Source organism: Acinetobacter sp. GG2 (assembly GCF_000292385.1).
GTDB lineage: Bacteria > Pseudomonadota > Gammaproteobacteria > Pseudomonadales > Moraxellaceae > Acinetobacter > Acinetobacter seifertii.
In genome coordinates, this window is the sequence record NZ_ALOW01000036.1 from 52,649 (window position 1) to 74,274 (window position 21,626).

The 21,626-nt window shown below is 40.3% G+C and carries 16 protein-coding genes; 12 read left to right on the plus strand and 4 right to left on the minus strand.

Going from position 1 to position 21,626, the window contains the following annotated elements; translation table 11 throughout:
* The first annotated feature begins 314 nt into the window (after positions 1–314).
* The 4 genes from B554_RS0111580 (at position 315) to B554_RS0111595 (ending at position 4,703) form a co-directional block, all read left to right on the plus strand.
* Positions 315–1,274, plus strand: coding sequence for a metal-dependent hydrolase (locus B554_RS0111580; RefSeq protein ID WP_004702813.1), 960 nt, complete (start codon positions 315–317; stop codon positions 1,272–1,274).
* Between the two features lie 62 nt (positions 1,275–1,336).
* Complete coding sequence (locus B554_RS0111585) at positions 1,337–2,170, plus strand: SDR family NAD(P)-dependent oxidoreductase (RefSeq protein WP_019458163.1); 834 nt, start codon at positions 1,337–1,339, stop codon at positions 2,168–2,170.
* Positions 2,171–2,192: 22 nt separating this feature from the next.
* Positions 2,193–3,716: a flavin-containing monooxygenase gene (locus B554_RS0111590; protein WP_019458164.1), complete on the plus strand. Its 1,524-nt coding sequence runs from the start codon at positions 2,193–2,195 to the stop codon at positions 3,714–3,716.
* A 111-nt stretch (positions 3,717–3,827) separates the two neighbouring features.
* Positions 3,828–4,703, plus strand: a complete 876-nt coding sequence (locus tag B554_RS0111595) for a class I SAM-dependent methyltransferase (RefSeq protein WP_019458165.1) — start codon at positions 3,828–3,830, stop codon at positions 4,701–4,703.
* 8 nt (positions 4,704–4,711) lie between these two features.
* Here B554_RS0111595 and B554_RS0111600 read toward each other — a convergent pair whose 3' ends face one another.
* Entirely contained in the window at positions 4,712–5,725 is a 1,014-nt protein-coding gene (locus B554_RS0111600) for an AraC family transcriptional regulator (protein ID WP_025465195.1), read from the minus strand.
* 133 nt (positions 5,726–5,858) lie between these two features.
* Here B554_RS0111600 and B554_RS0111605 point away from each other — a divergent pair, with 133 nt between their 5' ends.
* From B554_RS0111605 to B554_RS0111620, 4 genes are all read left to right on the plus strand, one after another.
* Entirely contained in the window at positions 5,859–7,346 is a 1,488-nt protein-coding gene (locus B554_RS0111605; protein ID WP_019458167.1) for a flavin-containing monooxygenase, read from the plus strand.
* Positions 7,347–7,390: 44 nt separating this feature from the next.
* Entirely contained in the window at positions 7,391–8,245 is an 855-nt protein-coding gene (locus B554_RS0111610; RefSeq protein WP_019458168.1) for an SDR family NAD(P)-dependent oxidoreductase, read from the plus strand.
* Between the two features lie 72 nt (positions 8,246–8,317).
* The gene (locus B554_RS0111615) at positions 8,318–9,211 is read left to right on the plus strand and encodes an alpha/beta hydrolase (RefSeq protein WP_019458169.1); all 894 of its coding nucleotides are present in this window, start codon (positions 8,318–8,320) and stop codon (positions 9,209–9,211) included.
* Positions 9,212–9,238: 27 nt separating this feature from the next.
* Positions 9,239–10,903, plus strand: coding sequence for a GMC family oxidoreductase (locus tag B554_RS0111620; protein ID WP_019458170.1), 1,665 nt, complete (start codon positions 9,239–9,241; stop codon positions 10,901–10,903).
* 64 nt (positions 10,904–10,967) lie between these two features.
* Here B554_RS0111620 and B554_RS0111625 read toward each other — a convergent pair whose 3' ends face one another.
* The 3 genes from B554_RS0111625 to B554_RS0111635 form a co-directional block, all read right to left on the minus strand.
* Positions 10,968–13,166, minus strand: coding sequence for an OsmC domain/YcaO domain-containing protein (locus tag B554_RS0111625; protein ID WP_019458171.1), 2,199 nt, complete (start codon positions 13,164–13,166; stop codon positions 10,968–10,970).
* A gap of 251 nt (positions 13,167–13,417) precedes the next feature.
* Complete coding sequence (locus B554_RS0111630) at positions 13,418–14,698, minus strand: OprD family outer membrane porin (protein WP_019458172.1); 1,281 nt, start codon at positions 14,696–14,698, stop codon at positions 13,418–13,420.
* A 31-nt stretch (positions 14,699–14,729) separates the two neighbouring features.
* A complete protein-coding gene (locus B554_RS0111635; protein WP_019458173.1) occupies positions 14,730–16,076 on the minus strand; it encodes an MFS transporter in 1,347 nt (448 codons plus the stop codon).
* A gap of 373 nt (positions 16,077–16,449) precedes the next feature.
* Between B554_RS0111635 and B554_RS0111640 the strand changes: the two genes are divergently transcribed.
* The 4 genes from B554_RS0111640 (at position 16,450) to B554_RS0111655 (ending at position 21,623) form a co-directional block, all read left to right on the plus strand.
* Positions 16,450–18,135, plus strand: a complete 1,686-nt coding sequence (locus tag B554_RS0111640) for an arylsulfatase (RefSeq protein ID WP_019458174.1) — start codon at positions 16,450–16,452, stop codon at positions 18,133–18,135.
* 25 nt (positions 18,136–18,160) lie between these two features.
* Positions 18,161–19,114, plus strand: a complete 954-nt coding sequence (locus B554_RS0111645) for a formylglycine-generating enzyme family protein (protein ID WP_019458175.1) — start codon at positions 18,161–18,163, stop codon at positions 19,112–19,114.
* A 12-nt stretch (positions 19,115–19,126) separates the two neighbouring features.
* On the plus strand, positions 19,127–20,314 hold the full coding sequence (locus B554_RS0111650; protein ID WP_019458176.1) for an OprD family outer membrane porin: 1,188 nt from the start codon (positions 19,127–19,129) through the stop codon (positions 20,312–20,314).
* A 232-nt stretch (positions 20,315–20,546) separates the two neighbouring features.
* Positions 20,547–21,623, plus strand: a complete 1,077-nt coding sequence (locus tag B554_RS0111655; protein ID WP_019458177.1) for an aromatic ring-hydroxylating oxygenase subunit alpha — start codon at positions 20,547–20,549, stop codon at positions 21,621–21,623.
* Positions 21,624–21,626 lie beyond the last annotated feature (3 nt).

Here is a 21,626-nt window from a genome sequence, read left to right on the forward strand (position 1 = left end):
TTTTAAACTAATTTTTTATTTTATTTATACATTAGATTTAAGCTTAAATAAATTGAAAAGTTACCCGAATTGAATCCGAACATAAACTCAGATTAACATGAAAAAATCTAAAAAGAGGTTGATTCATTTTATCAAGTTCGCCTCTTTTTCCGTTATTCAGTCAAATAATCAAACAAATAACGGAGCAACATCACCGTACTCAGTAAGCAGAAAACTGCTTTTTGAAAATGGAATTTACAGTGCCCTGTTGGAAATCAAAGCTTTTTGGTTTTCGACAACATCGCACTATCACTGATTGATCTGAAGGTGTCGCCATGATCTCGACCACAGTTAAAAAATCACTAAACAAAATTAAATTTTACCGTGAAATCGAGTTACCAGATTTTGCCAGTAAAAAATCTATCCCAATCCGTCATTTAAATATTGGTTTTGATGGAAAGGAAATTGATGTCAGATTCTATATGGATAACCAATTTGCGACGATTTTTTTTGCTACGCTTTCAGTATTTCTAACCTATGGTGAAGATTTGGTGATTGAAACTGCTCGTCACCACCGCGAATTTATTCAAGACCCCGTGTTAAAGCAACGCGTTACTTCCCTCATTGGTCAAGAAGCAATTCACTCTAAATTGCACAATGAATATAACGATGCGCTTAAAGATGTTGAGTACCCTGTCGATTTATATCGTTTCTTGGGCGAGAACTTCTTCAAATATGTGTTTTTAAAATTCCCGCAACCACTGAAATTATCGATGATGGCTGGTATTGAGCATTTTACGGCTGTACTTGCTGAATACATGATGAAGCACGAGAAGAACTTTTACTATTCGGACGATGCGAAAAGTCGTGCGTTATGGATGTGGCATATGCTTGAAGAATCCGAGCATAAAGATATTGCCTACGATGTTTATCAATTACTTAATGGTAGCTACCCACTACGAGCTTCTGGTTTCTTCTTAGCTTTGTTCACTATTTTAGGTCTAATCCCTGCGACTACCTTGTTTATTCCTGTTTTAAGAAAGCCACAGGAAATGTTAACTAGAAAATTCTGGAAAGACGCTCGGCGAGGTGTAGGACTTATTTTTGGTCCAAAAGATGGCGTATTTGGTAGCACCATTGGTCAAATTCTTGACTACTTACGCCCTGATTTCCACCCAAATGATCATGATACGACTGAATATCTAGAATATTACAAAAACAAATTACTAAGCGAAGGCGGTGCAATTGCACCTTACTTTGTGAAGGAATTTACCCCTCCTGTACGCATGTCTTAATTGGCTTGTAACCAGTCACTACTCAATGGCTGGTTTTCCTTAAATCTATTTCGGGATGAATCATGATTTTATTTGGCAAAAAGAGAGTTAAACCAAGCCAAAAAGCTTATGCCGTCGTGACGGGTGCAGGTAGCGGAATTGGTCGGAGTTTTGCAATTGAACTGGCAAAACGTGGTGGTAGCGTAGTATGTGCAGATATTAATTTAGAAGCCGCAGAAGAAACCGTAAAGCTTCTTGAACAAGAAGGCGCAAAAGCTTTTGCTATGCGTTGTGATGTGGGTAATGCAGAACAAGTAAATCATTTAGCTGAAACTGCTGAAATTTTACTTGGGCACCCTGTAACTCTTGTCATTAATAATGCTGGAGTGGGTTTGGGTGGCAAGTTTGACGAACTCAGTCTAGAAGACTGGAACTGGGTCATGAATATTAACCTTTGGGGTGTTATTCATGGTTGTCATGCTTTTGTACCAAAGTTTAAAAAGTTAGGTTACGGCGCGATTATTAATGTGGCTTCGGCGGCATCTTACACTGCTGCTCCAGAAATGACCGCGTATAACGTAACTAAAGCGGGTGTACGTGCGCTATCTGAAACACTTTCGGCCGAACTGCATAAGTTTAATATTAAAGTCAATGTGCTGTGCCCGACTTTAGTTCCCACCAATATCATTAAAAATGGTCGTATTCCGGGTCGTTATTCGAAGCTTGCAGACCATGCACTTATGAACTATGCACTCACCACAAGTGATGACGTCGCCAAACTCACTCTTAACCGTCTTGATCAGGATGAGCTTTATACCATTCCTCAAATCGATGCGAAGTTATTCTGGCTCATGAAACGTGCATCTCCAAGCTTGTATACCAAATTCCTTGGTACGTCTTACAAATTATTTAAATAAGAAATTTATAGGTAGTACACATATGACTGCTCAAATGAAAACAAATGCATCAGCAAAAAAAGCTGTCAATTCACCTCAGCATATTTTCGATACTTTTATTGTGGGCGCTGGCATTTCAGGTATTGCAACAGCGATTCGTCTCGACCAAGTTGGCTATACCAACTACAAAATTATTGAAAAAGCAGGACGTGTAGGTGGTACTTGGCGTGAAAATACCTACCCAGGTTGTGGGTGTGATGTACCTTCTGCTCTTTATTCGTACTCATTTGCCCCGAGTGCAAAATGGAGCCATTTATTTGCGCGCCAACCAGAAATCCTAAGTTATCTGGAAGATGTGAGTAACGAATTTAATGTTACATCTAAAATCGAGTTTAACAACGAGTTGCTTAACGCAGCGTGGGATGACTCACGTCATGTATGGGTACTTGATACCACTACTGGTCAATATTTATCTAAAACCGTTATTTTTGCCACAGGTCCAATTACCGAAGCTCAAATTCCACGTCTTGAAGGCTTAGAAACATTTACAGGTGAAATGTTCCATTCAGCGAAATGGAATCATGATTATGACTTAACTGGTAAACGTATTGCCGTGATTGGTACGGGTGCATCTGCCATCCAATTTGTGCCACAAATTCAACCTAAAGCAAAAGAGCTGTTTGTGTTCCAACGTACAGCTCCTTGGGTGCTGCCAAAACCAGATACCGACTTGGGCGAGTTGAGTAAATCCGTCATTGCTAAATATCCGTCTATTCAAGCGAGCTGGCGTAAAAGTGTAGCGCTAACGTTGAATGCAATTAACTTTGGTTTACGTAATCCACTTGCGCTAAAACCAGTCAATGTATTGGGTAAGCAATTACTTAAACTTCAAATTGCAGACCCTGAGTTACGCAAAAACGTAACGCCTAATTTTGATATTGGCTGTAAACGTATTTTGTTTGCTAACAATTACTACCCTGCACTACAAGCACCAAACACGACTCTGATTCCTCATGGTTTAGTAAAAGTTGAAGGCAATACTGTTATTGCTGCACATGGTGAGCGCCACGAAGTTGATGTGATTATTTGGGGTACAGGTTTTGAAGTATCGCACCCACCTATCGGTAAACGTGTGTTTAATGAAAAAGGACAACGTTTAAATGATTTATGGAAAAACACTTCACCAGAAGCTTACTTAGGAACCAACATTGAAAATGTGCCAAATGCATTTTTAATTTTAGGTCCTAACGTACTTGTCTATGACTCTTTTATTGGTTTGGCAGAAGCACAACTCGACTATATCGTAGATGGCTTATTGAAAATTAAAAATAAAGGAATTAGCAAGTTAAACGTTAAGTCTGATGTAATTAAAAAGCACAACGACTTGGTGCAAAAGCACTTACAAACAACGGTATTTAATAGCGGTGGCTGTAAGAGTTATTACCTTGATGCCAACGGTCGCAACTTTGCCGCATGGCCGTGGTCATTGAAAAAGCTAAAACAACGTTTGAAAAATCTAGATTTAAAAGATTATGAAGTCACATATCAAACGTCAAAAACACATTAACTTGTAATTTTGACCAAATCCGTTGTTAGGAATGAGCAGTGTATTTTTGTTTTTTATAAAATACACTGCTTTCTTCATTGAATCTTCAAGAAATAAAAGAACAGGTTAAAGATGAAAGAAGGTCAATCAAGCCGTACTGCCGAAGCTGCTGCTGCCTTACGCGCAAATCACTTTAAAAATACGACGAACCCTGTATTTTCAGATCCTTATGCTTTTGAACTAACGAGTAAAGGCTGGAAAAAACTGCTCTCTAACCCGCTGATTGTTAAAGTGATGAATTCTTCAGTTTTAAACCGCACTTTAGGTTTACTTACTGGGCAAGTGGTCGGTCGCTCTCGTTATGCCGAAGACTTACTGGATCAGGCTGTTCAACACAATATTGAACAATATGTATTAGTGGGTGCTGGTCTAGACTCTTTTGTACTACGTGAGTCACAGCATTATCCAACGTTAAAAATTTTTGAAGTCGATCATCCAGATACTCAAGCGACTAAACAAACCAAGCTCAAAAAGCTAGGCGAACTCCCCTCCACGATTGAATTTGTTGCCATTAACTTTGAAAAAGAATCTATTTCTGAAGCTCTGACTAGAAGTGTCTATAATTCATCTGTTCCTGCTTTTTTTTCATGGTTAGGCACAACTCATTATTTAAACCCGCAAACGACCCTGCAAACTTTAAAAAGTATTGCTGAATTTGCTGCAAACAGTAGTGAATTAGTACTCGATTATTCAACTGATTTTCAGGAATTAAAGGGTATTGAGCGACTTGGAAGTATGGGCGTTGCACAGTTTACCCATTTACTGAAAGAACCTTTATTAGGCCAATTTAAACCCTCAGATTTGCATCAGGCCGTTGAAAAAATGGGTTTTGAAGTCGTAGAAGACCTATCTGGTGAGGCAATCACTGAACGTTATTTTTATAATCGCGCAGACAATATACGCCATACATCGGCAACACGCTTACTGCATCTACGTTTGAAGAAATAAAGATAGTTTTATTGGTTGTTAAGCCGCATGGCATGAGGTGTTTTCCCATGCCATCTTTTATAAGCATGAATAAAACTGGCAGGTTCTGCATAACCTAGCCACTCGGCAATCTGTTCAACCGAAGTTTTGGGTAATGCCAAATATTGCTCTGCTAAGACCTGTCTAACCTCTTCACGAATCTGGATAAAAGTCATTCCTTCCGATGCCAAGTGACGGCGTAAAGTACGAACGTTTAAATGCAATCGGTCAGCGACTATTTCCATAGAAGGCATTTCCCCTCGCACATTCATAAGTTGCTGTTGCACCAAGGTTGTAAATTTATTTTGTGATTGGCGTTTCTCCAATATTTGGCGGCACTGTTCTTCGGCTGTATATAGCACCAAATCATTTGCCATAAGTAGCTTTTGATCTACTTTTTGTGGATCAAGAATTACAAAGCTTTTAGCTGAGCCAAATGCTGGTATTACGCCAAATAAGTCTTGATAAGGCTGAACATCACCTTTGAGTTGGAAAGAAAAAGCCAAATACTGGCAAAAGTTATCCTGCACCAAATCTCGTTGTACCGTAATGAGCGCAGCGGCATCTCGTTCAATAATAAATTGACGGACTGATAAGGGAATATCTTGCTCATCAATTTCAATGCGGACGCCCTGTGGTGTATCGGATACATCAAAGCGGGTAAACGCAAAAGTTAAAGTAAAATAGGTTAAAGCCAAATCTAGTGCTTCACGAATGCTAGCACTACTCATCAGAGCCATACCTAATGGCCCAAATGTGGTGAAATGATAGCGTGTTCCCACTTCTAAGCCTAATGTCGGCCTGTCTCCTAGTTGCTCAACCAAGTTCTGAATGAGCTCTAATTCCTGATGGCCTGTCACCACCATATTTGGGTCGAGTAATTGTTGTTGGCTAAGCCCAGTCCCTTTTAAAATCGTCTGATAAGAAATACCTGATTCCACCGCAAAATCAGCCATTAACCGAACACTATGTACACTGCGTTCAAAAGCCCATGCATACTTCACTGTATTGCTCAGAATGTCCTCGAATCACAATATTTTGTCCTCATCCATCCTCTAAATCAAGTTAATAAACGTCTATTCTGCATACAGGAAATTGCGATTTTTCGCTCACTGTTTTTAAGGATTTAGAGCAGCCATGTTTAATTCGTCTACTAATTCAAATAAAAATGTACGCATTGCCATTATTGGCACTGGCTTTGGTGGTCTAGGACTTGCCATTCGTCTCAAACAAGCAGGTTTTGAACAATTTACCCTATTTGAAAAAGCTGCCGATGTCGGCGGTGTCTGGCGTGACAATACGTATCCGGGCGCTGCATGTGATGTGCCTTCTCATCTGTATTCCTTTTCTTTTGAGCAAGAACTTGGCTGGAAAAATCGCTACGGAACATCTCAAGAGATTTATCAATATTTACGCCACTGTGCCGATAAATATGACATTCGTCCACATGTTCAATTTAATACTGAAATAGCCAGTGCCGAATTTGATGCTTTGCAAGGTGTATGGCACATTCAAAGCATGACTGGCGAACAGTTTGAAGCTGAATTCTTAGTGGGCGCGGTAGGCCAACTTAACCGCCCTGCTTATCCAAAACTTAAAGGGATTGAAAACTTTAAAGGTAAGGCATTTCACTCAGCACGTTGGGATCATGATTATGACTTAACTGGCAAACGTGTTGCTGTGATTGGTACAGGTGCAAGCGCAATTCAGTTCGTACCTGAAATTGCCAAACAGGTAGCACATCTAAACGTTTATCAACGCTCGGCACCGTATGTTATTCCTAAACCAGATCGGGTTTACCAACCTTTAGAGAAAAAAGCTTTCCGTAAACTGCCGATTTTGCAAAGTCTAGACCGTGCTTTGCAATATGGTCATCATGAAATTCGCCTACTTGCTTTTACAACTTCACTCAATGAAATGCCTTTGGTGGAATATTTATTCCAACGCCACATTCGTAAAGTCGTTAAAGATGGAAAGTTGCGTCATCGCTTAATGCCGGATTACCCAATTGGCTGTAAACGTATTTTAATTTCTAACCATTGGTATGAAACGCTGACTCAGCCTCATGTCGATGTGATTAATAATGGCATTCAAGAAATTACCGAAAACGGCATTTTAGATACGGAAGGAAATCTGCGTGAAGTAGACACCATTATTTATGGTACGGGCTTTGCCGCAACAGAATTTATGGCACCCATGCAGATTAAAGGTCTTAATGGTCGCACCTTAAAAGATACTTGGAAAGATGGTGCAGAAGCTTATCTCGGTTTAACTGTAAGCGGCTTTCCAAACTTCTTTATGCTTTATGGTCCAAACACCAATCTTGGGCACAACTCAATTGTGTATATGATTGAAAGCCAAGTGAATTATATTTTAGATGCCATTCAAACAACCCTACAAAACAAACTTCTGTTCACCAATGTTCGTGCAGAGGTTCAACATGAGTTTAATCAAAGCATTCAAGAAAAAATGAAAAAAACTGTCTGGGCACAAGGTTGTACCAGTTGGTATCAGACTGCTGATGGCAAAAATACCAATAACTGGCCAGGTTTTACTCTTGAATATCGACAACGCACTCGTCGCTTCGATGTTGAAAACTACACTCAAGTTTCGGCTATTTCTTAAACAAGCTTCACCATAGGAAATGAGAAAAATAAACGGAGAATTTTATGAAGTCTTTTAAAAATAAAGTGGCAGCTGTGACAGGTGCTGGCTCTGGTATTGGACAAGCACTTGCAATAGCACTCGCAAAACAAGGTTGCCATCTGGCACTTTCTGATATTAGTGAAGCCGGGTTAGCCAAAACAGTCGAGCTATTAGCACCCTATTCTGTCAAAGTCACCACTCAAAAAGTTGATGTGGCTAAACGTGGTGAGGTTGCAACTTGGGCAAAGGCAGTGGTAGATGAGCATGGCCAAGTTAACCTGATTTTTAATAATGCTGGTGTCGCAATAGGTAGTACGGCTGAAGGTGTGAGCTATGAAGATCTTGAATGGCTCATTGGGATTAATTTTTGGGGCGTAGTTTATGGCACCAAAGAATTTTTGCCTTACTTAAAGCAAAGTGGTGACGGACATATTATTAATATTTCTAGTATGTTTGGCTTAACAGCTCAACCGACTCAAAGTGCTTATAACGCCAGTAAATTTGCCGTTCGTGGCTTCACTGAATCCCTACGCCAAGAACTCGATTTACAAAATGCTGGTGTGAGCGCGACCTGTGTGCATCCGGGTGGTATTCGCACCAATATTGCCAAAGCTGCCCGCATGAATAATAGCGTCCAGTCTTTGGGAATGGACCCTCTAAAAAGTCAGGATGCTTTCGATAAATTACTTCGCACCCCTGCTGATGATGCAGCTCAACAAATTTTGGAAGCTGTTCGCAAGAATCATCGCCGTTTACTCATTGGAGCCGATGCAAAAGCCGTTGATGTGATTCAGCGTATTCTTCCGCAAGGCTATCAAAAGATCTTTGCAGTCGCGACTGCTTGGCAAACTCGCCTACTCAACAAATCAGCAAAATAAAAATAGTGGTCAGCATGCTCTTAATCTTAAGAGATGCTGATTAATCTAACATGCTTAGTATGAGTCCTTATTATGAAGCAGCTTCTTGCATGGACTATTCGTACCACGCTACGTCCAGCTTTATCCCCTAAAACGCCACTAAAGCTACAACGTTTTTGTAGTGATGCAGCCAGTGCAATTGTGCTTGGGCCACGTGGCTATAAAACAAAAAAGCAAACAATTGCTCAAGTACCGACAGTCCATATTCACCCCAAAACGACTCAATCAGGCCTCGGCATCTTGTATTTACATGGCGGTGGCTATGTGGTGGGTAGCTCAAAAAGTCACACTAAGCTTGCGGCTCAAATTGGACATGCAGCTCAAGCACAAGTCTGGTTACCTGAATATCGCCTAGCCCCAGAGCATACCAACCCTTCTGCTATTGAAGATGTAGTTGCAGTCTACAAAGCTTTACTTGCCCAAGGGCAAGACCCGAAAAAACTCGTAATCGCTGGTGACTCAGCTGGTGGCGGACTGAGTTTAAGTACTGCAATTGCGATACGGGATGCGGGATTGCCTTTACCAGCAGCATTAGTTTTACTTTCACCTTGGGTTGACTTAAGCCTCTCTGGAAGCACAATAAAAACTCATGCTGCTCAAGATGCGATGTTGTCAGAGGACTGGTTAGCTTGGTGTGCAAAAAACTATTGCGGCCAAAAATCGGCAACCGATCCAACCTGTTCCCCACTCTATGCCGACTTAACTGGATTACCTCATATTCTAATTCATGTCGGTACCGAAGAAGTTTTATTAGATGATGCAAAACGCCTTGCTGAACAAACCGAAAAGTATGGTATTCCGACGAACTTGAAGGTTTATGACCGAGTCGGACATGTTTTTCAATTCCACGCGGGTATACTAAACGAATCTAATGACTCGATTGAGCGCATTGGGCAATTCATTGATAAACATACACAGTCAATATAAAAATATCGCCAGAGAGGAGTCCTCGGCATGACAACAAACAATTATGACTATGATTACCTCATTATTGGTTCAGGCTTTGGTGGTAGTGTTTCTGCTTGCCGTCTAACCGAAAAAGGCTACTCTGTTGCTGTAATGGAAATGGGGCGACGCTGGGAAGCTAAAGATTTTGCTAAAAATAACTGGAATACCCGTCGCTGGATTTGGCGCCCGGGCATGAAACTTTTCGGTTATTTTAATATGCGTTTTTTCCGCCATGTCACCATTATTTGCGGGAATGCTGTCGGTGGGGGTTCAATTACCTATGCCAACACCCTGCTTGTTCCACCTGAACATATTTGGGACGAAGGCACATGGGCCGATGCAGCGGACTGGAAAAATGAAATGCCACAGCACTATGCTGAAGCCGAACGCATGCTTGGGGTAACCGATAATAAAATTTTGGGTCCTGCCGACCATATGCTAAAGAAAATGGGTGAAGCAGTTGGTGTTGGACATACCTTTAAACCGACTCGTGTTGCGACGTTCTTTCCACCCGAAGGTGAACAAGGCGGAAAGACCTACCCAGACCCTTATTTTAACGGCGAAGGTCCAGACCGCGGAACATGTACCGCATGTGGCGGCTGTATGACGGGTTGTAAACATAACGCAAAAAATACGCTCGATAAAAACTATTTATACTTTGCCGAAAAAAATGGCGCCAAGGTTTACGAAGAAACCAAAGTGGTTGATGTTAAGCCTCTCAATGGCAAAGCCGATGGCAGTGATGGTTATGAAGTCACAACCGAATGCTCAAGTTCATGGTTTAACAAACAGCGTCGTACATGGCGCGTACGCAATGTGATTTTCTCGGCATCTTCTTTGGGTACCCAAGAGATGTTGTTCCGTTTAAAACAATCTGGTTCTCTCCCTAATATTTCTGATGACTTGGGCAACCGAGTACGTACCAATGCCGAGTCTATTTTAGGGGTTCGCTTTTTTGGTAAAGATGTCGACATGAGTAAAGGAGTTGCCATTGGTTCAAGTATTTACATCGACCATGACACCCACATTGAAGCAACGCGTTACCAAACTGGCTCAGATGCCATGGGCCTTATGTGTACTTACATGGCAAAAGGCAAACCGGGTTGGACACGTATTTTCTTTTGGTTATGGGCATTTCTGAGCCACCCTTTTATATTTCTTCGCATGACGAACCCTGTCGGTTTTGCACGCCAAACCTTAATTTTCTTGGTGATGCAAACAGCAGATGCGTCTATTAACATGCGCTTGAAACGCAATTGGTTCTGGCCTTTTGGCAAGGTGTTATCGAGCGAAGGTAAAAAACTGCCTGTTTATATTCCACAGGCCAATACCTTTACTGAAAAAGTAGCCAAAATGTTTAATGGGCATCCAATAACCACTATTACCGAAATTTTGTTTAATGTACCTTTTACCGCTCACTGTATGGGTGGCTGTGCCATAGCTTCTAGCCCCGAACAAGGTGTAGTCGATGGACAAAATCGTGTCTTTAACTATAAAAACTTATATGTTGTAGATGGTTCAATGTTAGGTGCTAATTTGGGGGTTAACCCAAGCCTAACCATTACTGCACTCGCTGAACGTGCGATGTCATATATTCCAGCTAAACATACTTTGGGCGAACAACAAGATCAGCAAGTAGAAACTGTAGAGCTCACAAAAGCCTCTGCCTAATCTAAAAGTTTGTTGTATAAAAAAAGCCTATTTAAAAATAGGCTTTTTTATTTCGCTTTTTAAATTACATCGCCACGGCTTTAGCACGAGCTGCATGCAATTTTTTATAGCTCTCGATCAGACGTAAATGACGATCAAGTCCTTCTAGTTTCATACTTGTTGGTGTTAAACCATAGAAACGAACGCTACCATCGACAGAACCTAATACTGCATCCATTCGTGTGTCACCAAACATACGGCGGAAGTTAGTCAAGTAGTCTTCAAGCTCTAGTTCTTCATCTAATATTACTTCAAGCACCACGTTCATGCACTGATAGAACAAGCCACGCTCGACAGTGTTGGTGTTATATTGCAAGTAAGTTTCGACTAACTCTTTTGCCTCTTCAAATTGCTGTAAAGCAACATAAATTAGCAATTTCAGCTCTAAAATTGTGAGCTGCCCCCAAACTGTATTGTCATCAAACTCGATGCCAATGAGTGTGGTAATTTCAGTGTAGTCATCTAACTCACATTCTTCTAAACGCTCAACCAATGCCTCAAGCTGTTCATCATCCAAACGGTGCAGATTTAGAATATCTTCACGGAATGAAAGTGCTTTGTTGGTATTGTCCCAAATCAAATCTTCAACGAGATAAATTTCTGAATAATCAGGCACTAAAATACGGCAAGCAGTCGCACCTAAGTGCTCATAGACTGCCATATATACTTCTTTGCCCATCTCTTCGAGAATACCGAACAATGTTGCAGCTTCTTCTGCATTCGACTCTTCGCCTTCGCCAGAAAAATCCCATTCAACAAAGTCATAGTCAGATTTAGAGCTAAAGAAGCGCCAAGAAACCAAACCGCTTGAGTCAATAAAGTGCTCAACAAAGTTGTTTGGTTCAGTGACCGCATTACTTTGGAAAGTCGGTTGTGGTAAATCATTTAAGCCTTCGAAACTACGGCCTTGCAGTAACTCAGTCAAACTACGCTCTAACGCAACTTCAAAACTTGGATGCGCACCGAAAGATGCAAACACCCCACCCGTACGTGGGTTCATTAAAGTCACACACATTACAGGGAACTGCCCCCCTAACGATGCATCTTTAACTAATACAGGGAAACCTTGCTCTTCTAAGCCTTTAATACCAGCAACAATACTTGGGTATTTTGCTAATACGTCTTCAGGAACATCCGGAAGTGCAATTTCACCTTCTAAAATTTCACGTTTAACAGCACGTTCAAAAATTTCTGACAAGCATTGAACTTGGGCTTCTGCCAAAGTGTTACCGGCACTCATACCATTACTTAAGTACAAGTTTTCAATTAAATTTGATGGGAAATAGACAACTTCACCATCAGACTGGCGCACAAAAGGTAACGAACAAATACCACGCTCTACATTGCCTGAGTTGGTGTCGTATAAATGTGTACCAAGTAGCTCATCATCTGGGTTATAAATCTCAAGACAGTATTCATCTAAGATTTCTTTAGGCAATTCACCATTTGGACCCGGTTTAAACCATTTTTCATCTGGATAATGCACAAATTCAGCATTGGCAATATCTTCACCCCAGAACTGGTCGTTATAGAAGAAGTTACAATTTAAACGTTCAATGAACTCGCCTAATGCAGACGCTAAAGCACTTTCTTTAGTTGCACCTTTACCATTGGTAAAACACATCGGAGACTGCGCATCACGAATGTGTAATGACCATACATTCGGCACGATATTACGCCAAGACGCGATTTCAATCTTCATGCCCAAATTTGCCAAAATAGCAGACATATTGGCAATGGTTTCTTCTAATGGTAGGTCTTTACCTTGAATATAGGTATGGCTTTCTGAAGTTAGGCTTGGTAATAACAATGCTTGTGCATCTGCATCGATGCTTTCAACTTCTTCAATAATAAATTCGGGACCCGTTTGAATCACTTTTTTAACAGTACAACGGTCAATCGAACGTAAAATCCCTTGGCGATCTTTCTCTGAAATATCGGCTGGTAATTCAATTTGAATTTTAAAGGTTTGCTTATAGCGGTTTTCAGGATCAACAATATTATTTTGCGATAAACGAATATTATCGGTTGGGATATCTCGAGCGGCACAATACACTTTTACAAAGTACGCTGCACACAATGCTGATGATGCTAAAAAATAATCAAATGGGCCCGGTGCCGAACCGTCACCCTTGTAGCGAATTGGTTGATCGGCAATTACCGTAAAGTCATCGAACTTAGCTTCCTGTCGAAGATTGTCGAGATAATTAACCTTGATTTCCATGCTGGCACCTAAATATTTTTATGTGTCAGCACAGACACATAAAATTCTAAATATTGAAAAATAAGCCGAATCACAGCGAAGAAATTGACTTAAAAAAATGAGAGATTAAAGCCATGTGTTTAATGAACGACTCAAGTGGCTTTAATAAGATTGGCGGTATTATAGAGGGATTTTGTGAAGTTGATAACTAAAGTTAAAACATTGCTGCTCACAATGTTTTAACTTGTCTTTAATTTAATAAATATTGAGCATTAAAATTTAAAAGTGTAATCGACATTTAAACGTGTTTCATTTGCCGAATGGAATGTCATATTGGTAGGCATATCGTTGCGATAGTGAGAAAAACGGGCTCGCATTCCCAAACCTTTTAACTTACCTTCAGGAATTTTATAGCCCAAATCAAATTCCATCGACTCTTCTTTAAAACGTTGGTCGCCATATTGCAATAAATCAATGTCTTCACCTTTTGCGTAGCGAGTCATAAAACGCAGTCCGTTTAATGAAACATCACCTACCCGCGCATTTTTAAAGTCATATTCATAACGAATCGAATAGACTTTTTCATCTTTATTTGAATAGTCCGAACTCATAAAATCAAGCACAACTGGACTTTCTGTTCCCGACAAAAATGGCAGACCAGTTGAACCAAATGACTGCATGTAGCCCAAAGAAACCGTATGATTTTGATAGTTCAAACCAAATAGGCCGCTAATATGTCGGTTATCGACTTCTCCTATTTTTTTGCTTCCCGTTTCTTCGCTATTAAAAAAACGTACATCACTTAAAAAGTTAAGCTGATCGTTTAAAGGTTGTTTTCCGTTAAATCCTAAAAATTGTTGCTGGTAAATGTCTTTGAGTTCAGCATGATAAGCACGCAAACGGTAATCCTTTAACTGATAGCTTCCACCTAAGGTATAAAAAGAATCGGTAGTTGCCGCTTTGTCAAAACGATGGTTGATATTGTCTGTTCCCACATCAGTATAACGGATTGAGTCACGTTGACGCACTTCATCGACATAAAAGCCTTCGAGTTGAAGATTTGGAATTTCATTTGAAACAAAGCGGATACCACGGTAAGTCTGAGGGAACAAACGCGCTGGCGATGAAAATATGGTCGGTAATTGCGGAACTAAATCGCCCACAAAAAGCTCATTTTTTCTAAATTTAGCCTTCCCAGTAATACCTATTTTTCCATAATAATCGTCACGTGAGTTATCAGTATTCACTGGTAATAAGCCACTACGCGCATAGTCATCAGCACGGCTCCCCATCAGGTTAAAACCCGCCATTGCCAGTACATCGACACCGAACCCTACTGTCCCTTCGGTATAACCAGACTGTCCCTTAAAAATTAAACCCTGCGCCCAATCTCTGGCTGCTGTATAGGGATATGGGTCTTTTTTATAGTCTCGGTCAAAGTAAAAATTACGTAGTGTCAGCTCAGCTTTACTGTCTGCAATAAACTCAGCATGCACAACTTGACTAAATAATGGGCACAAGCATACCCCCACCCATAATGGTGTCTTTTTCATTTTTTATCTCAACTATTTAATTTTTAATGGATTAGGGTGCTGTTTTAAGCGAGTAGTTTTGCTCTTTTTGACTGCGGTAAAAAGCATTACCTAAACTTAAAATCAGGAAAATAGCCAAAATAAAGACCACACCGTAATAGGCATACAGCGTTGCGGGTGCTATACCTTTATCCAAAAAGATGCCTGCAACCGTTGGTGATAAAATTGCCCCAATTCGTCCAAAACCAATTGCATAGCCCACGCCTCGACTACGGATTTCAGCATCATAAATTGTTGGAGAAATCGAATATAAACCTGCTACACAGCCATTAATAAGTGTGCCAAGTAATAACCCTACCATGAGTGCAATACTGACTTGAGCGGAGACTGCGACAAATAGGAAAACACATGCCGAGGTTAGACCTAAAAACAGGCTTAAGGCATAGAAGATTTTCATGCGTGATGCCAATAAACCAATAATGGCTGCCCCGAAAATCCCGCCAATACTAATTAAAATACCTGTACTTACACCTTGGTGTGGCGACATCCCCATTGAAATAAGAATTTTTGGTGTCCAGCTCATGACAAAGTAAAAGCCAAACATCACTAAAAAGAATGAAAACCATAAACAAAGTGTTTGAAATCCAAGTTGTCCAGCAAACAACTTGCCCAATTCACTACCATTCTGCGTGCTGATTTTTTCATAATGCGGCATAACGGGTAATTCGTTTAGCCCCATACGATTTACAGTTGCATTAATTCGTTCTAATGCCTGTTTTGGTCGTTTCGCGAGTAAGTAATCTAAAGATTCTGGTAATAACCATGCGCTAATTAGCAGCATTCCAATGGTTGTAACCCCACCTGCTAAAAAGATTGAGCGCCAACCTAAGTGCTCAATCAAAGCCAGTGATAGTACTCCACCCAGTGTCGCACCAATTCCGTAACCGGTAGACATTAAGCTCACAGCAAGACTGCGCCAGCGAGCATTGGCATATTCACTTGCCAATACATTACTACTCGCAAGGATGCCACCCACCCCAATTCCAGTAATAAACCGAAGTGCAGCTAACATGCCGTGGCTTTGTACAAAAGCACAGCCCAACATACTCAGACCTGCAATGACAAGACAAACTAAGATGAGTAAACGGCGACCGATTTTATCGGCTAAAGGTGCGAGAAAAATGGAACCGGCAGCCATCCCAAAAAGGCCAGCACTTAACAACAAGCCTATTTGTGCGCCTGAAAGTGACCATTCTGCTGACACGGATGGAGCGGTAAATGCCATTACCATCACGTCAAAGCCATCAATAATATTGAGACAAATACAGATCAAAATGACGAACCATTGGTAGCGGCTCATGTTGTTTTGATTAATCTCACTTAGAACGTCTCTTTCCATTTGTGTATCTCCCTTGGATAAGACATACACACGACATTGCTGATATAAGCGATTGGGTGGTTATGCACATCCGTATCCATAATGATCTAGAGGAATATTTATTTTTTGAGCATCCTGCTCTTTTTCTATACTGAATATTTGGATCCAAAAAATCAACTAAAATTATAAATTGATTATTAAAAAGTATATAAACATATAAATTATATAAGCATAAAATTATTAAAAACATAAAATTAGAATGCTTGAATATTTTTATGGATCCATATTAAAAAATCTATTATGATCGATTCCAGAGCATTTTTTAGCCAAAAAAAGCTCAGTTCATTTTTATGGAATGCAAGATGCATTTTTAAAATTTCAAAGGATTGTCGTTATGAAATTCAAAAGAATAAGTCAGCTTACATTGGGACTTTTTTTTGCCAGCCAGTTGTTTTACACAGCGCAAGCAGCACCTCCAAAAAATCAACAACCACCCAATATCATGATTATTTTGGCCGATGATCTTGGATTTTCAGATATTGGTGCTTATGGTGGCGAAATTAAAACCCCTCATATTGATAGTCTATTAAAGCAAGGAAAAATGCTTTTTAATTTTCATGCTTCATCAATGTGCTCACCTACCCGTGCACAGCTTATGACAGGTGCAGATAACCACTTGGTGGGTTTAGGTGCGATGTATGAAACTTCAAAACGACAAGAAAAATTGGTTGGAGCCGATAGCCCTCGTGCACTTCTCAAAATTGATGGCTATTCAGGGCACTTAACGCAAAATGCTTACACACTCGCAGAGATTTTAAAGACAAAAGATTATTACACCTTCATGGTCGGTAAATGGCACTTAGGCTATGCTCCTAACCAAAACCCTAAAGCCCGTGGTTTTGATCAATCTTTTGCTCTGCTCGATGGCTTCGATTTACACTTCAAAGACCAACCTAAAAACTATCCGCGTAATACCCAATACACAGAAAATGGTCAAAAAGCCACACTGCCTGATAACTACTATTCGACCGACTTTTTTACACAAAAAGCGTTTGAGTATTTAGACAAAAATAAAGCGCAAAAACCATTTTTTGCTTACTTAGCCTATACCGCTCCACACTGGCCGATACAGGCACCCGCTCATTACAGAGACTTATATAAAGGTAAATACGATCAAGGCTACGATGCAATTCGTAAGCAACGCTTTGAGAGACAAAAGCAACTAGGATTAATTCCTGCAAATGCAGAATACCCAGTCGAACGTGGCAATCAAGCTTTAGGCACCAAAAGCTGGAATGAACTTACACCACAAGAGCGCAAATACGAAGCGCGCAAAATGGAAGTTTATGCGGGCATGGTTACTCAGTTAGACGACCGCGTGGGTGAGGTCATTCAATATCTTAAAAAGCATCATTTATATGACAATACTTTGATTGTGTTTATGTCAGATAACGGCGCTGAGGGTGGTGATCATAATTTCCCAATGGGTGATGCCGACAATCGCTATGAAAATATAGGCAACGCCAGCTCATATGTTTATATGGGACCACGATGGGCTGAAGTAAGTAGTACGCCATTTACTTATTGGAAATCAGCCGCTTCAGAAGGCGGAGTTCGAGTTCCATTTATTGTTAAATCACCTGTGCAAATTTCTAAACAACGTGGAATTAACAATAACTTTGCGACAGTCAGAGATATATTCCCCACTGTAATGGAGCTAGCAGGCATTCAAAATAGTCATATTTATCCAGCAACTAGTACCAAAATCAAACCATCGGGTTTTAGCCTAATTCCTGCTTTTAAAGATAATACAGCCCGTATTCGTCCTGTTAATTATTATGACTTTAAAGAATTACATGGCAGCCGCTACGCCAAAAATGATGAATGGAAACTTGTTGAAAACTCACCTTCTAAATTTAAGAGCCATGGCTGGGAACTCTACAATTTAAAAACAGATTTTAATGAGCAACATAATGTTTATGCAGAACATCCTGAAATAGTCAAAGTCTTAAATGACAAATATTTAAGATATGCCGATGAAAACGGCGTTGTGGATTTTGAGCAATACAACAAAAAGTAGAGAAAACCAGATGAAACAGATCATAATGCTTTCATCTTTCCTCTTACTTTGTGCATGCCAAAAAACTACACCTCGACTAGAACAAAATCCTTTGCCCGACCTAGGCACTAAAGCTAAATGTTCTTCCTATTCAGGCCTTCCTTCGGGATGGCCTAACAATAAAGAAGCAGGCATGGTTAAACTTCCTCAAGGAAAGATTGTTTTAGGCACCACACAAGGTTATGAAGATGAACGCCCATTAAACTTACAGGCAACTTCAGTTCCCGCTTTTTTAATTGATGCAACTGAAGTCACCAACGCTCAATTTCAAGAGTTTGTTAAACAAACGGGTTATGTCACCGATGCAGAGAAGCAAGGCGGCGCAGCTATGTTTGTACAGCCAGATCATCCAGTTGAAGAACTACAATGGTGGCGATTTGAAAAAGGGGTCAATTGGAAACATCCATGGGGCCTAAACAACCCTAAACAACCCGCACCTCATGAACCTGTTCGCATGGTGACATGGAATGATGCCTACGCTTATGCAAACTGGCTGGGTCATGACTTACCGACTGAGCTTGAGTGGGAATATGCAGCCAAAGGTTTTCAGCAAAATTCCGATATTGGCCCTACCCACGAAGGCCATATTGTAGCCAATTTCTGGCAAGGTGAATTTCCTTATAAAAACATTCAGGAAGATGGTTTTAAGGATGTTGCCCCTGTTGGTTGTTTTAGTAAAAACCCGTTTGGGTTATATGACTTGATTGGCAATGTATGGGAATGGACGCAAACACCCTATACAGGACCACGAGATCACCATATGGGAGATCCATCGAAATATCGGCAAAGTCACGAGCAGATTTTGCAATACACGATTAAAGGTGGGTCTTATTTATGCGCAACAAACTATTGCGCGCGTTATCGTGCTGCCGCGAGGCATCCACAAGAACTCGACCTCGCCACCAGCCATGTCGGATTTAGAACAGTAAAACGCTTTTAAACGGATTTAAAAATGAAGCATATTTTTATTTATGGGATTTTATTCTCAGGGACAACCCTTGCCTGCTGTTTAGCTCATAGTGAAGCAGATGTTAATTTTCAAAATACACTCACACTCAAAACATTTAACTTCGACAGACAATATGAAAATGGCACTAGCCCCGATACTCATAGCTTGAGCCAAGGCTTGATTTATCGTGGCGACTGGTCAACCAAACTGAATGAGGTTCAACTACACCTCAATCCAAGCATCCAATATGCTTATCGCCTAAGCAACGACCAACACACCAATGATATGGTCATACCATTTGACCCTAACACCAAGAAACAAGCACAAGACCAAGTTAAATATGGCTTAGGTGCTGGAGTTGAATATCAAAACTTTCGCATGAATGTAGGTGAAATCACTCCCGATTCACCACTTACTCCACAAGTGGATACACATCAATTACGAGTGAACTATAAAGGCTTGGAATTAAAATATAAGACACCGCAACAAAATTTCGAGCTGGGTTTGATTAACCGTTATTCACCAAAAAACGAGGAGGACTACCACAAACTCGCCATTTCAAAATATGAATCTGACGGACTCTATTTCTTTCAATGGGATGGCAAAACACCTCAATATAATTGGAAATTTTATAATGGTTACTTAACAGATCTCATCAATCAAAGTTACTTTGCCTTTGATTATCAATGGTCAAAGCAGCACACTACAAAATTACGTGTGTTTCGCCACGATGATGTCGGCAAATCAAAGCTTGGTGAATATGACAATACATCTGTAGGCGCTATGCATTTCATTAAACATGGCAACTTTACAACTGGAATTGGATACCAAGAAAACTTTGGCAAAGATGGTATTCCAAAACTCGACAATATGCCCATCCCGCATATGGTGAACTGGACCTTAGGTGCGTTTACCAAAGCAGATGAAAAGTCTTATCATTTCGTTGCCTCGTATGACTTTAAAGACTATATCAAGGGTTTAAAAATCACCTATAAATATATTTATGGCGACTCATTTCAAACCATGAATCAAAATGATTTTGAGCAAGAAAGTGACGTGTTGATTCAATACGACCTAAATGCTTGGATTAAAAATCTTAAGTTTCTGTTCTTAAATATAAATTATGACACCAAACACGGCAAAAGTTTGGATGAACAGCGCATGATGCTTCACTACACGGTTAATTTCTAAATTTTCACACTCCATAATGGCTTAACCACAGCCATTATGGATCCAAATAAAAATAATAAAAATTTAGCCTCTAAAATTCAAAGTAAATACAAAAGTCTTTAATAGCAATTAAAAAAACATAAAAAAACCAAATTCAAAGATCAATATTTTTTAAAAATATACCGCTTATCAATTGACCAATATTTTTATTTATTATAAATTGGATCCAATAAGTGATAAGGAGTCGTCACAAATGTTTATTAAAAATGCTTGGTATGTTGCCTGCCGCCCAGAAGAAATCCAAGACAAACCATTAGGTCGTACGATTTGTGGTGAAAAAATTGTTTTTTATCGCGGTAAAGAAAACCAAGTTGCAGCCGTTGAAGATTTTTGTCCCCATCGCGGTGCCCCACTTTCACTTGGCTATGTAGAAGATGGCAACCTTGTATGTGGTTATCATGGTTTAGTCATGGGCTGTGACGGAAAGACCGTTTCAATGCCAGCTCAACGTGTAAATGGTTTCCCTTGCAACAAAGCATATGCAGTTATTGAAAAGTTCGGCTTTATTTGGGTATGGCCAGGCGAGAAAGCTTTAGCAGATGAAGCAAAACTGCCAACTTTAGAATGGGCAGATCATCCTGATTGGAGCTATGGCGGAGGCCTATTTCATATTCAGTGTGACTATCGCTTGATGGTCGACAACCTGATGGATTTAACCCACGAGACCTATGTTCACTCAAGCAGCATCGGACAAAAAGAAATTGATGAATCATTACCAGTCACTAAAGTTGATGGTGATCATGTCATTACCGAACGCTACATGGAAAATGTGATCGCACCTCCATTTTGGCAAATGGCTCTTCGTGGTAACCACTTAGCAGATGATGTACCTGTTGACCGTTGGCAACGTTGCCACTTCTTTGCACCAAGCAATGTGCATATTGAAGTAGGTGTCGCGCATGCTGGCCATGGTGGTTATCACGCACCAAAAGACAAAAAAGTTTCCTCAATTGTGGTCGATTTTATTACGCCAGAAACTGAAACTTCACATTGGTATTTCTGGGGAATGGCACGTAACTTCCAACCAGATAATGCTGAACTCACCGATCAAATTCGTGAAGGTCAAGGCAAAATCTTTACTGAAGATTTAGAAATGCTGGAGCAACAACAACAAAATATTTTAAATAACCCACATCGCAAGTTACTCATGCTCAACATCGACGCAGGCGGTGTACAGTCTCGCAAGGTCATTGAGCGACTGCTTGCTGAAGAAAATAAAACACCTCCTGAAACATCCGCACAGAAGTTTCCAAACATTCGGATTATTTAAAGG